This window comes from Actinokineospora diospyrosa (genome assembly GCF_024171925.1).
Classification (GTDB): Bacteria; Actinomycetota; Actinomycetes; order Mycobacteriales; family Pseudonocardiaceae; genus Actinokineospora; species Actinokineospora diospyrosa.
In genome coordinates this window covers 118044-131614 of sequence record NZ_JAMTCO010000001.1, presented here as the reverse complement: position 1 = coordinate 131614, position 13571 = coordinate 118044, and the positions used below count along the sequence as shown (strand labels likewise).

General features: G+C 70.3%; 9 protein-coding genes. 2 read left to right on the top strand and 7 right to left on the bottom strand.

Annotated features, from left to right (window positions below):
* Nucleotides 1-786: 786 nt before the first annotated feature.
* From LV75_RS00550 to LV75_RS00530, 5 genes are all read right to left on the bottom strand, one after another.
* The gene (locus LV75_RS00550; protein ID WP_253884560.1) at nt 787-1962 is read right to left on the bottom strand and encodes an ROK family protein; all 1176 of its coding nucleotides are present in this window, start codon (nt 1960-1962) and stop codon (nt 787-789) included.
* A gap of 12 nt (nt 1963-1974) precedes the next feature.
* A complete protein-coding gene (locus LV75_RS00545) occupies nt 1975-3387 on the bottom strand; it encodes a sugar ABC transporter permease (RefSeq protein ID WP_253884559.1) in 1413 nt (470 codons plus the stop codon).
* A gap of 66 nt (nt 3388-3453) precedes the next feature.
* Entirely contained in the window at nt 3454-4227 is a 774-nt protein-coding gene (locus LV75_RS00540) for an ATP-binding cassette domain-containing protein (RefSeq protein WP_253884558.1), read from the bottom strand.
* A 66-nt stretch (nt 4228-4293) separates the two neighbouring features.
* Nucleotides 4294-5415, bottom strand: a complete 1122-nt coding sequence (locus tag LV75_RS00535) for a sugar ABC transporter substrate-binding protein (RefSeq protein ID WP_253884557.1) — start codon at nt 5413-5415, stop codon at nt 4294-4296.
* A gap of 333 nt (nt 5416-5748) precedes the next feature.
* Nucleotides 5749-6528 carry a sporulation protein gene (locus tag LV75_RS00530; protein ID WP_253884556.1) on the bottom strand — a complete coding sequence of 260 codons (780 nt, stop codon included), beginning with the start codon at nt 6526-6528 and terminating at the stop codon, nt 5749-5751.
* 81 nt (nt 6529-6609) lie between these two features.
* On the opposite strand from LV75_RS00530, the gene LV75_RS00525 reads away from it, so the two are divergent.
* A complete protein-coding gene (locus LV75_RS00525) occupies nt 6610-6852 on the top strand; it encodes a DUF3039 domain-containing protein (protein WP_204455738.1) in 243 nt (80 codons plus the stop codon).
* Between the two features lie 455 nt (nt 6853-7307).
* Here LV75_RS00525 and LV75_RS00520 read toward each other — a convergent pair whose 3' ends face one another.
* Nucleotides 7308-10412: an efflux RND transporter permease subunit gene (locus LV75_RS00520; RefSeq protein WP_253884555.1), complete on the bottom strand. Its 3105-nt coding sequence runs from the start codon at nt 10410-10412 to the stop codon at nt 7308-7310.
* A 150-nt stretch (nt 10413-10562) separates the two neighbouring features.
* Nucleotides 10563-11621, bottom strand: a complete 1059-nt coding sequence (locus LV75_RS00515) for a YihY/virulence factor BrkB family protein (protein WP_253884554.1) — start codon at nt 11619-11621, stop codon at nt 10563-10565.
* A gap of 193 nt (nt 11622-11814) precedes the next feature.
* Here LV75_RS00515 and LV75_RS00510 point away from each other — a divergent pair, with 193 nt between their 5' ends.
* A complete protein-coding gene (locus tag LV75_RS00510) occupies nt 11815-13551 on the top strand; it encodes a DEAD/DEAH box helicase (protein ID WP_253884553.1) in 1737 nt (578 codons plus the stop codon).
* The last annotated feature ends 20 nt before the right edge of the window (nt 13552-13571 follow it).

Here is a 13571-nt window from a genome sequence, read left to right as displayed (position 1 = left end):
GGTCGAGCACGGGCCTCGGGTGGTGTCGGTGTCGGTGAGGAGCTCGAACGCCAGGTACGCGCGGGGTGCCCGGTGCGCGCGGGGCGCCGGGGGTGCTGCTGGGCTTGCCTTGGGAGTTATCCACAGGCGTGGGGTTGGCGTGTCCGTTTTGTCGGGCTGCGTCGGTAGGCTGTATATCGGGGGCTCTTGAATCAGATGATCTTGGGGTAGGCCGGGGTTGGGGATGCGGCCTTCGGGTCCGGGGTCGGCCTCGTCGCCTGGCGGCGAGCTCGGCGACCCGGGCGGACGGCCTCGTTGCCTAGCGGCAACCTCGGCGTCCGATCCGCGACAATGCGACAAGCTCGATGCGGTGGACCTGTTTTGTGCGGGGCCCCTACGACACCCGTGGCAGGACCGCAAAGCAGGGGCCCAAAAGACTGGCCCTGCCGCGCGGAAACGCTACGGGTGCCGCTCCCCCACACAAAACAGGTCCACCCCATCGAGCACTTGGCACCAGCGAGTCCGACTGTCCAGGCGCTGGGAAGGTGGGCTGGGGCGGACCTGACGGCAGCTGGGTTGGCACCGACGGGTCCGACTGTCCACGCGCTGGGTTGGCAGGGCCGACGAGAGCGGGCTGGATTGACACCGCCAGGTCCGAGTATCCAGGCGCTGAGCAGGTGGGCTGGGGCGGACCTGACGGGGTAGCGGGTTGGCGCCGCCGGGTCCGGGGGTCCAGGCTGGCCAGGTGGGTTGGGACAAGGGTGGTCACGAACGTCCGCGTCGCTGTGTTGAGCGGGTGCGGGATGGTCAGACCATGTCCAGGACCGGCTCGAAGGCGAGTTCGGCGGCGCCGACCAGCTTGACGTCCACGCCCATGGTGGAGGTGACGATCTTGGTGCCGCCGATGGCCCTGCTGACCAGGCTGCGCTCGGCGACGGCCGCGGCGACCTCGGTGACCAGGGAGGCGGGCAGCGCGGTGAACAGGTCGCCCAGCACGACGAGTTCGGGGCCGAAGACGTTGACGATCGTGATCAGGCCCGTGGTGAGCCAGCGGGTGAAGTCGCCGAGGGCGGCGCGGACCTGGTCGGGGTGCGCGGAGAGGGCGCGCAGCTCGGCCACGACCATGCCGCGCGGGGAGTGCTCCGGCAGGTCGAGGGCGCGGCAGAGGGCGATCTCGCCGACCTCGGTCTCCCAGCAGCCGTGGCTGCCGCAGTAGCAGGGGCGACCGTCGGGGTTGACGACCATGTGGCCGAGTTCGCCGACGTAGCCCGCGGTGCCGCGCAGGGTCGCCCCGTCGGAGATGACGCCGCCGCCGACGCCGACGTCGGCCGAGACGTACACCGCGTCCAGCGAGCCGCGGGCGGCGCCGCGCAGGTGTTCGGCGAGGGCGGCGATCTCGGCGTCGTTGGCCACCCGCACCGGGACGCCGAAGGCGGCGGTGAGCCGGTCGCCCAACGGGACCCCGGTCCACTTGAGGTTCGGCGCCTCGTGCACGTACCCGTCGCCGCGGCGGACGACGCCGGGCACCGACACCCCGCCCGCGATCATCCGGACGTCGAGCTCCTCGGCGAGCAGCCGGGTCGACTCGATGATGCGGGTGATGATCTCGGCGGGCTCGGCAGCCCTACCGCGCAGGTTCCAGCTGTCGCGACCGAGCATCTGCCCACCGAGCCCGACCAAGGCGATAGCGACCTGCTCGACCCGGATGTCCACCGCTAGGACTACCGCGGCGAGCGGCTGCGGTAGCACCAACAGCGACGGGCGACCCGCCCCGGAGCGGGCACGAGGAACGCGCTCTTCGACTACCCCGGACTCGGCGAGCCCATCGACCAAGGCTTTGATCGTGCTCCGGTTAAGACCGAGCTCGGTGGCGAGAGCTGCCCGCGTGCACGGACCGCCGACGTGCAGCCTGCGCAAGAGGGCGGTGCGGTTGTGCCTGCGCACCTCGTCGGGACGCGCGCCCGCCGTGGGTGTGCTGGTCACCTGCTCGCCCTCCTACTTGCTAGCCGCCCGCCTACGGGAGAGTGCGTCGACGGTCGCCGCGAGCAACAGTACGAGCCCGGTGATGATGTTCACCACCGCCGCGGGCTGCTTGAGCAGGCCCAACCCGTTCTCGACGACGGCGAGCACCAGCCCACCGACCACCGCGTGGAAGACCTTGCCGCGCCCGCCGAACAGCGACGTGCCGCCGATGACGGCGGCCCCCACGGCGAACAGCAGGGTATTGAGGCCACCGGCCTGCGGGTCGACCGACCCCACCTTGGACGAGTACACGATCGCGCCGAGCGCCGCGGTCGAGGAGGCCACCACGAACACGCTCGCCCGGATCCTGGCGACGTTGATACCCGCGCGCCTGGCCGCCTCGGCGTTGCCGCCGACGGCGTAGATGTGCCTGCCGTAGCGGGTGCGGTTGAGCACGTAGGTGCCCGCGACCAGCAGGACCAGCACGATCGGCACCACGTACGGCACGCCCTGGATGACCACGAAGTCGTTCTGCGAGCGGTTGAGGTTGAGCGCGTAGGTGGCCGGGACCGCGACGGCGGCGACCGCGGCGATCTTGGCCAGCACGATCGGGGTCGGCGCGGTGACCAGGCCGCGGTTGAGCCTGATCAGGTGCTCGCCGAGCACGACGAGCGCGTACCCGGCGACCGCGACCCCGCACAGCACCCAGCTGCCCGCGACCGACATGTTGCCGTTGGCGACCGAGAACAGCACCGGCTGGGTGCCGATGCCGAACACGCCACCGTCGCCGATGAACTGCAGGATCACGCCCTGCCAGGTGATGAACAGCGCCAGCGTCACCACGAACGAGGGCATGCCGATCTTGGAGACCAGGAACCCGGTGATCACGCCGATCGCCGCGCCGACGCACACCGCGAGCAGCATCTCCAGCCACGGGTTGGGGGCGGCCCCCGACAGCGCGATGCCCACGGCGACCAGCGCGAGCACCGAGCCTGCCCAGATCCGCATGAGCAGGGCGAGCAGCGCGGCGACCACGAGCCCGCCGACGAAGACGTAGAAGACCGTGTTGCCCATGCCGCCGAGCAGGTTGCCCGCCCGGACGTAGTGCATGGCCATCACCGCCGCGCAGACCCCGGACGCGGTGCCCGCCGACAGGTCGATCTCGCCGAGCAGCAGGACGAACACCAGCCCCATGGCGATGATCATCTTGCCCGCGCCCTGGGCGAGCAGGTTGGCGGTGTTGTCCAGGGTCATGAACCCGTCCGACAGCGCCCAGAACACGACCACCAGCGCGGTGAGGCCGAGCACAGCGGGCAGCGACCCGAGGTCACCGCCGCGCAGCCGGGCCGCGTAGTCGCGCACGGCCTCGCCGGTGGACTGGGCCGTGGTGTCGATGCCGAAGTCGGCGATGGCCCCCTCGCTGCGGGGGGAGGCGGTACCCGTCATGGTGTCCTCGCTCTGGCTGGGCGATCGGGGTGGGGGCGGTCAAGCGGGTGAACCCGGGTCGGGACGTCAGACCGTGGCGCTCTCGGGGCGGGCCAGGCCAAGGTCGCCGGAGCGGCCCGCGGTGATGAGCTCGACGACCTGGGCGTGCGTGACGTCGCGGGTGGCCACCTCGGCGACCATCCGGCCCAGGTAGAGGGTGGCGATGCGATCGGCGACGGAGAACACGTCGGCCATGTTGTGGCTGATCAGCACGACCCCGAGGCCCTGCTCGGCCAGCCTGCGGACCAGGTCGAGCACCTGCCTGGTCTGCGCGACGCCCAGCGCGGCGGTGGGTTCGTCGAGCAGCACGACCTTGCTCTCCCACAGCACCGCCTTGGCGATCGCCACGGTCTGCCGCTGCCCGCCGGAGAGCGACGAGACCGGGGTGCGCACCGACTTGACCGTGCGCACCGACAGCGACGCCAGCGTTTCCCGCGCGGCCTGCTCCATCGCGGCCTCGTCGAGCAGCCAGCCGCTGCCGCGCTCGCGGCCGAGGAACATGTTCTGCACGATGTCGAGGTTGTCGGCCAGCGCGAGGTCCTGGTAGACGACCTCGATGCCCAGGTCGGCCGCGTCGCGCGGACCGGCGATGGCGACCCGCTCGCCGTTGAAGTGCACCGCGCCGGAGTCCATCGGGTGGATGCCCGCGACGCACTTGACCAAAGTGGACTTCCCGGCGCCGTTGTCCCCCACCAGCGCGGTGACCTCGCCCGCGCGGACGGTGAAGTCGACGTCGTGCAGCACGTGGACCGGGCCGAAGCTCTTGTTGAGCCCGGTCAGTTCCAGGATCGGTTCGCTCATGGCCGTTCTCCCGTCGAAGGGGTCGCCCCCGCCCGCGGTGTCCGAGCCGCGGGCGGGGGCGGGTCGTCAGCTGATGCCCAGTTGCGCGCAGACCGCGGCCAGGTCGCCGCCGCAGATGTCGCCCGCCTTGACGTAGCCCTGCTCCACCACGGTCTTGACGTTGTCCTTGGTGGTGAGCTGCGGTTCCAGCAGCAGCGACTTGACCTTGCGGTTGCCCTTGGGGTCGTCGCTGGTGCCGTTGGCGATCTGGTCGGCGGCCGCGGTGTCGCCCTTGGCCAGCGCGGCGGCGAGCTTGGCCGCCGCCTCGGCCTCGGCCTTGATCGGCTTGAACACGGTCATGTACTGGTCGCCGCGCAGCACGGCCATCAGCCCGTCGGGGGTCGCGTCCTGGCCGGTCACCGGGACCTTGCCGTTGAGCCCGTTCTTGCGCAGCACGGTGATCACCGCGCCAGCGAGGCCGTCGTTGGCCGCGACGACGCCGTCGACCTTGCCGCCGTTGGCGGTGAGGATCTGCTCGAAGGTGACGCCGCCCTTCTGGTTGTCCCAGCCGTCGATCGCCTGGGACTGCACCAGCTTGAGCGTGCCCGCGTCGTAGAGCGGCTTGAGCACGTTCTGCTGTCCATTGTGGAACAGCGTGGCGTTGTTGTCGGTCGGCGCGCCCTCGATCTCGATGACCTGCGCGCCCGGCTTGGCCTTCAGCGCGTCGGCGAGCCCCTGCCCCTGCAGCTCACCGACTTTGACGTTGTCGAAGGACACGTAGTAGTCGGAGCTGCCGCCGAGGTTGAGCCGGTCGTAGTCGATGGTGGGGATGCCGCGGGCCTTGGCCTTCGCCGCGACCGAGGAGCCGACCTCGCTGTTGATGGCCGCGATCACCAGGACCTTGACCCCCTGGCTGATCATGCCGTCCGCCAGGGTGCTGAACTTCTGCACGTCGCCCTGCGCGTTCTGCACGTCGGCGTCGATGCCCTGGGCCTTCATCGCCGCCTCGATCATGGGCTTGTCGAAGCCCTCCCACCGCGCCGAGGTGGCCGTCTCGGGCAGGATCACGCCGACCTTGATCCCCCCGCTCGGCGCCTCGGTGGTGTTCCCGGAGGAACCCCCCGAGGCCGGGGGCGTCGCCTGGTTGGCACCGCAGGCCACCAGCGAGAGCGCACAGACGGTAACCGCCGCCAGTCTTGTCCACCGCATCGAAGAGTCCCTTCCGCGATCGTGACGCACCACCTGGGCCCGGGCGGCTCTCGTCCAAGGAGAATGTTGTGCGGCACAACATATGCCTGCGCCGCAGTGGGCGAAAGCACACTGTTTCGATTCAGACCCACTTGCTTGGACACGATCCGGTAACGAACGTAACCCCCAGGACACGCTCCGGCCATCTCACCCGCGCTCGCGCGCCCCGATCGAACCCGCCAGTAGCACCGCTTCAGGCCCGCGGCGATCATCACCCTGCGTACCCGACTAGCGGAGCACGACTAGCAGCCCCCTCAGAGCGCGTGAGGGGGCTGTTGCTCGCTGGCGGTGTCTTTAGTCGAAGATCCCGCGCGGGGCGGCGACCTGGCGGAGCCAGCCTTCGAGCTGGCGCTCCCAGGGGGCGTTGATGTCGCGGACCACGAAGGACCCCAGGAACGACTGCGTGCGCCCGCCGAGCCCGCCGCCCTTGGCGACCCGGACCTGCTTGACCGCGTCCAGCACCACCTGCAGCTCCTGCGGCCCGGCGAGGAAGGTCAGCGCGACCGACTTGAGGCCCGAGGCCGCGGGGGCGTCGAAGGTGATCTCCTGGAAGAAGGGGAGCTGCTGGTCGACGCCGTCGAGGCGGTCGCGTTCGAGGTTGGCGGCGCGGAAGGTGTAGCCGAGCCTGCTGAGGGCGTCGAGGACGCGGTGCTGGGCGGGCAGCGGCTCGATCGCCACCGCGTCGACGTCCTGGGCGTCGACGACCGACCCGGCCAGGTCGAGGGTGGTCTGCAGGCCGACGGCCATGCCGACCAGGTGCTTGCCGAGCACCGAGGTGATCGGGGTCTCCCACGGCATCCGGACCTCGAACGGCACGGTGACCCGGCTGCCCGCCCGGACCAGCTCCCGGCCCGCCAGGTGGACCTGCTGCACGGGCAGGTCGCGCGGCCCCTCCGGGGTGTCGACCCTGGCCAGCAGCGCCACCCCGAGCGCCTCCACCTGCTGGTCGACGCTGCCGCCGAGCAGGTGCACCTCACCGCGCAACGCACCACCCGGGCGGCCCGCCCGGTCGAGGATCTGGGCGTCGACCTTGGCACCACCGGCGCCGAACCCCGCGAGGACCTTCTGGAACATGCGCGCATCCTGCCAGGGCGAACCCGCCCGCGGCAGCACTTCCGGGTCAGCCCGGGCCGGTGCGGGTGTCAGAATGGACCGGTGAGCGCACCAACGCAGACTCGGCCGGACGTCGACACGCGGCCAGAGGGCACCGAGACCACGGGCGACGACACGCCCAAGATGTTCCACTACGTCCGGAAGAACAAGATCGTCGAGAGCGCCGTCATGGGCAACATGGTCGTGGCGCTGTGCGGCGAGGTCTTCCCGGTCACCAAGTCGCCGAAACCGGGGTCACCGGTGTGCCCCGACTGCAAGAAGATCTACGACTCGATGAAGGACTGACCGGCACCCGCCCCAGCACCTCCACCGGGTTCATCCACAACCCCCCGCACCATCCACAGCCCGCCCGCACCCCCCTTGACAACCACCCCGTTCGGCTAGGCTCGAACGTGGGACCCCAGACCCCGGGTGGGCGGGCCCCACCACGCGAGTTGATCATGGACTCCGGCCGGTGGGAGGCGGGTTTCGGGTCGCCGGACGGCGCGTAACACGCGTCACCGGGCAGGTGTGGCAAGTAGAGCCCTGGCCAGCAGGCACAGCCGAGCAGCACACCGCAGGCAAAGACGTTGGCAGGCAGGGCAACGCCGAGCAGAGCGCTAGCAGCAACACCTTGGCAGCAGGGCGTCAGCAAACAGGTCGCCGCCGGGAAGAGTGTTGGCTGGCTGTGGGCCAGCGAGAGAGTGTGAGCGCGCGACAGGGCCCGCCTCGGGGGAGGCGGGCCCTGTGCGCACCACGGGTCAGACGTGCTGGAGTTCGGGTTCGGGCGCTGGGCGGGGGGCGTGCTTGGCCGCCCGCTTGGCCCGGCGGCGCTCCTTGAAGTTCTCGACCATCGTGTAGAGGGTCGGGACGAGCACCAGGGTCAGCAGCGTGGAGCTGATCAGGCCGCCGATCACCACCAGGGCCAGCGGCTTGCCGATGAACCCGCCCTCCCCGGTGACGCCAGCCGCCATCGGCAGCAGGGCGAAGATCGTGGCCGCTGCGGTCATCAGGATCGGGCGCAGTCGCCTGCGGCCGCCCTCGATCACCGCGTCGCGCACGCTCATGCCGTCGGCCCGGTACTGGTTGATCAGGTCGATGAGCACGATGGCGTTGGTGACCACGATGCCGACCAGCATCAGCATGCCGATCAGCGACGGCAGGCCGAGCGGGGTCCCGGTGATCAGCAGCAGGCCGATGGCACCGGTCGCGGCGAACGGGATGGACACCAGCAGGATCAGCGGCTGCACCAGGCTGCGGAAGGTCGCCACCATGATCAGGAAGACGATCGCGATGGCGGCCAGCATGGCCAGCCCCAGGTCGGCGAAAGTGTCGGCCTGGTCGGCGCTGACGCCACCGACCTTGTAGGACGCGCCGCCGGTCAGCTGGAGCTTGCCCAGCCGGTCGGTCATGTCCTTGGTGACCGCGCCCAGGTCCGACGAGGTCGACTTGGCGGTGACGGTGGTGCTGCGGTCGCCGTCGGTGCGGGTGACCCGCACCGGGCCGTCGACCGTGCTCACCGTGGCGACCTGGCCCAGGGTGACCGGGCCAGCCGCGCTGGGCAGCGGCAGCGCCTTGAGCGCGGCCAAGTCCGCCGGAGCGGTGCCGGTGCGCAGCACGACCTGCTGGCGGGCGTCGCCGATGGGCAGTTCGGCGACCGGGGTGCCGCGCAGCGCCTGGGCGGCGAGTTGGGTGATCGTCTGCGTGCTCAAGCCCTTGGCTGCCGCGGCGGTCTGGTTGACGGCGATCTCCACACGCGGTGAGCTGCGGGCCAGATCGCTGGTCACGTCGGTAAGACCCGGCGTCCCCGCCACAGCGTCTTGCACGGTCTTAACCGCGGCGGTCAATCCAGCCGCGTCCGGTGCAGTGACGACGACCTCGATGGAGCTCGACGTGCCAGAGCCGGTGTCGCTACCGGTCTCCAGCTTGCCCGCGTCGGCGCCAAGGCGGTCCTTGATGCCCTTAAGCACCGCGGCGCGGTCAACATCCGGCTTGAGGGTCGCGTAGACGGTGGTGTTGCCGCCGCTGCTGGCGCCGAAACCCGCGAAGAGGTCGTCGGTGCCAACGGTGACCTGGTAGACCTCGATCTCCGGGGTCGTCTCCAGCACGCTTTCAAGCTTCTTGGCCGCGGCGTCGCGAGCGGCAAGGCTGGCGCCGGGAGGCAACTCCTGACTCAGTTGAACCGACGTGCCGCCGTTGTCATCGATGAAGCTGGTCTCCAAGCGGCTCGCCAGCCCCATGGTGAGGACGAAGATGACGATCGCCACGAGGATCGTGGCCCACCGGCGCGTGGTCGCGAACCGCAGCACCGGTACATAAGCGCGCTGCAGCGGGCTACGACGTTCCTTGTCCAACGCCTCCTGCAGTGCACGCTCAGCGGCGGCAGGGTCAACGGCAACCGGCGGGCGCTTGAGGAACCAGTACGCCAGAACCGGAACGACCGTCAGTGACACCAAGAGCGACGCGATAAGCGCAACTGTGACAGTTAGCGAGAACGGCCCGAACAACTCGCCAGCGATACCGCCGACGAACGCGATCGGCGCGAACACGGCCACGGTGGTCAAAGTGGACGCGGTGACAGCACCCGCAACCTCCTTGGTGCCATCGAGGATCGCGCGGTGTTTCTCCTCGCCGTACTCCAGATGTCGTTTGATGTTCTCCAGAACGACAATCGAGTCGTCCACCACCCGGCCGATCGCGATCGTCAGCGCGCCAAGGGTGAGCATGTTCAGCGATAGGTCGCCTGTCCACATCACCAGTAGCGCCACCAGGACCGATAGCGGGATGGACACCGCGGTGACGACGGTGGAGCGGATGGAGAGCAGGAACAGCAGGATCACCAGGACCGCGAAGGCGAGGCCGAGCATGCCCTCGGTGGTCAGGCCGCTGATGGCCTTCTCGACCTCGGGCCCCTGGGAGAAGACGACGGTGAGGTCGGTCTGCGCGGAGCGCTCGAGGTCGGCGAGCTTGTCGTTGACCGCCTTGGAGATCTCGACGGCGTTGCCGTCGCGGGTCATGGTGACCACGACGCCCAGGGTCGGCTTGCCGTCGGTGCGGGTGATCACGGTGGGCGGGGCGAGTCCTGACTCGACAGTCGCGACCTCGCCGAGGGTGACCGGTTTCCCGGGTGCGGGCAGCTGGAGCGCGCGCAGGTCGTCCACACCGCTCAGCGGGCCGCCGGTCTGCACGGTCAGCGTCTTGTCGGACTCGGTGATGGTGCCCGCCGGGACGGTCGCGCCAGCCGAGGACAGCACCGCGGCCAGCGCGGCCGGGTCGACGCCCGCCGCGCCGAGCTTGGCGTAGTCCACCCGCACGACGACCTGCTGGGTGCGGGCTCCGCTGACGGTGGCCTGGCGCACACCCTGGATCCCCTCCAGGGCGGGCACAACCTCCGACCGCAACCGCTTGGCCGCGGCCACCTCGTCGTCACCGGTGGTCGCCGCCAGCATCACGACCGGGAAGTCGTCGGTGCTGCCCAGCAACACGGTCGGCTCGACGCCTTGCGGCAGCTGCGCGCGCAGCCGGTTGACCGACTGCTGCAGCTGGCCCACGGCGGCGTTCATGTCGGTGCCGTAGACGAACTGGACCTGGATGGTCGTCGAGCTCTCCGCGGACTGGGTGGTGATCTTCTCCACCCCGGCGATGCCCCTGGCCCCAGCGGATATCGGCTCGGCCACCTGGCTGTCGACCACGTCCGGCGACGCGCCCGGGTACGGCGCGAGCACCACCGCGGCGGGCAGCTGGATGGACGGCAGGAGTTGTTGCTTGAGCGACGGTAGCGCGATGGCGCCGAAGCCGATGATGAGCAGGCTGAGCAAGCCCACCAGGCCGCGGTTGCCCAGGCTGAGTCGTGCCAGCACGGACATCTGCTTAGTTCCCCTCCCAGAGCGGACACCGATGACCCCCGGGCGCGCCCCGCGCGCCACATCACCGGTGAATCGGGGAAATCCTGGCACAGCGCAGCTGAGGACCGACTCAGTCCACGGGGCGAACCCGTGGTCATACAAAAGTATGACTCAGTGGTCGGTGCTGTCCCGATCCCTCGACCGGGTGGCATCGGCGAGCGGCTCCGGCGCGGACTCCGGGTGATCTTCCCGTCGCTGCCGGTTCTTACCGGCAGCTTTCTCCATCTCCAACCGCCGCCAGCGCCGCCGTTGCCGCTTAGTCATCTTGGCGGGCCACACCTCTTGGATCGCCGCGTTGAAGTAGGCGCCGATGACCACTGCGAGGCCAATGAAGAAGGCGAACAACAGGAATGCGATAGGCGTCGCGAGAGCGCCGTAGGTGTAGCCGGTTGTGGTGATCCAGCCTATGTAGAGCCGCAACCCGATGCTAGACAGGACAAACACCGCCATAGCCAGCACAGCGCCAGGCAGACCGCGGTGCCACGGCAGTTTCCGCGGCAGGGCGAGCTTGTAGAGCGTCGCGAGGGCGAGCACGGTGAGGATGCCGATCACCGGGTAGTAGGCGATGTTCACCCACCCGCTGATCGTCGGCCGCCAGGACATCGGGAACAGGTTGGGCAGCAGGTCCGGTCCCAGCGCGAGCACCGGCAGGCCGATGATCAGCAGCACCAGGCTGGCCACGTAGAGCAGCAGCGCGAAGATCCGTTGCCACACCTCGTGTCGGACCCCGTACTGACCGTGTGCGACAGTGATCGCGTCGACGAACGAGGACATCGCCGACGACCCCGCCCACAGCGAGATGAGGAAGCCGACGGAGACGATCTCGCCACGCCCGACGGTGAGGATGTCGGACACGGTGGGCTGGATGATCTGCGTCACCACGCTCTCGCTGAACGCCTTGCGCGAGATGTCGAGGATGTCGGCCTGCACCGCCAAGACCACGTCCGGGCCGAACCACTCGGCGACGAAACCCAGGCTGCCCAGCAGGCCGAGCAGCAGCGGGGGCAGCGACAGGACCTGCCAGAACGCCGCCTCGGCCGCCTCGGAGAAGAGGTTGCCCGCCCACGCCTTGGACAGGGTGCGCTTGATCAACCGGGACGGGCCCCGCCGCGCGGGCGGGCCGCCGGGGGTGCCGTCGCGGCCGTCCTGGGGTCCGGGCTGCGCGGTCATACGGGGTCAAGCATGGTCCATGGGGGTGCGATCGGCTTGATCGCGGTCCCCGGTCGTGCCCCGGCGTGTCGCGGGCGCGGGCGATCTTGGCCGGGCGGGCGGTATCCTCACGGACGCCCTCAACCCGGTCTCGTGCCGACCCGCTGAGGGCATCGCCGTGTCTGGAGCAGGTGGAGAGGAGCTGGGGCATCCCGTGACCCGGGCCGAGGTGGAACCGGAGACCCGTGCGCAGCCCCCCGCGGCGCGCCCGCTGCGCGACTGGCAGCGCCGAGCGCTGACGAAGTACCTGACGACCCGCCCGAAGGACTTCCTGGCGGTCGCCACGCCGGGCGCGGGCAAGACCGTGTTCGGGCTGCGGGTGGCCGCGGAGCTGCTGGCCGACCGCACGGTGGAGTCGCTGACCATCGTCGCGCCCACCGAGCACCTCAAGCACCAGTGGGCGTCGGCGGCCTCGGCCGCGGGCATCCCGATCGACCCGAACTTCACCAACTCGATGGGCGCCACCTCCCGCGACTTCCGCGGCGTCGCGGTGACCTACGCGCAGGTGGCCGCGCACCCGAGCCTGCACCGGGTGCGCACCGAGCAGCGCAAGACGCTGGTGATCCTCGACGAGATCCACCACGGCGGCGACGCCAAGAGCTGGGGCGACGCTGTCCGCGAGGCGTTCACGCCCGCGACCCGCAGGCTGGCGCTGACCGGCACCCCGTTCCGCAGCGACGACTCGCCGATCCCGTTCGTGGACTACGAGCCGGACGGCCAGGGGTTCCAGCGCAGCCGCTCGGACCACACCTACGGCTACTCCGACGCGCTGCGCGACGGCGTCGTCCGGCCGGTGATCTTCCTCGCGTACTCGGGTGAGGCGAGCTGGCGGACCAGCGCGGGCGAGGAGTTCACCGCGCGGCTGGGCGAGCCGCTGACCGCCGAGCAGACCGCCAGGGCCTGGCGCACCGCGCTGGACCCCTCCGGCGAGTGGATCCCGTCGGTGCTGGGGGCGGCCGACATCCGGTTGACGCAGGTCCGCCAGCACGTGCCGGACGCGGGTGGCCTGGTCATCGCCTCGGACCACGTGTCGGCGAAGGCGTACGCGCAGATCCTGGAGACCGCGACCGGGCAGGCGCCCACGCTGGTGCTCTCCGACGACCCGAAGGCCTCCGGGCGGATCCAGGAGTTCGCCGACTCGGACTCGCGCTGGCTGGTCGCGGTCCGGATGGTCAGCGAGGGCGTCGACGTGCCGCGGCTGGCGGTGGGGGTCTACGCGACCAGCGCCTCCACGCCGCTGTTCTTCGCGCAGGCCATCGGCCGGTACGTGCGGGTGCGCCAGCAGGGTGAGACGGCGAGCGTGTTCCTGCCGTCGGTGCCGGTGCTGCTCGACCTGGCCAGCCAGCTGGAGGCCGAGCGCGACCACGTCCTGGGCAAGCCCCACCGGGAGAAGGAGGGCTGGGACGACGACCTCGTCGCCGACGCCAACCGGACCAAGGACGAGTTGGGCGAGGAGGAGAAGGCCTTCACCTCGCTGGGGGCATCCGCCGAGCTCGACCAGGTCATCTTCGACGGGTCGTCGTTCGGGACCACGGCGATGGCGGGCACGGTAGAGGAAGAGGAGTACCTCGGCCTGCCGGGCCTGCTTGAACCGGAGCAGGTCAAAGCCCTGCTGCGGCAGCGCCAAGAGCAGCAGCTCGCGGATCGGACCAGACGGGCCGCGGAGGCCAAACCCGCGGAGCCGGTACAGGCCCGGTCGCAGTCGGTGCAAGAGCGGTTGGCGACGCTGCGCAAGGAGTTGAACGCATTAGTGGGGATGGCCCACCACCGCACCGGCAAGCCCCACGGGACGATCCACGGTGAGCTCCGCCGCAGCTGCGGTGGGCCGCCGACGGCGATGGCCTCGATCGAGCAGCTCGAGGAGCGCATCGCGACGCTCCGGTCGTGGTGACCCGGCTCGCTTTGCCATGA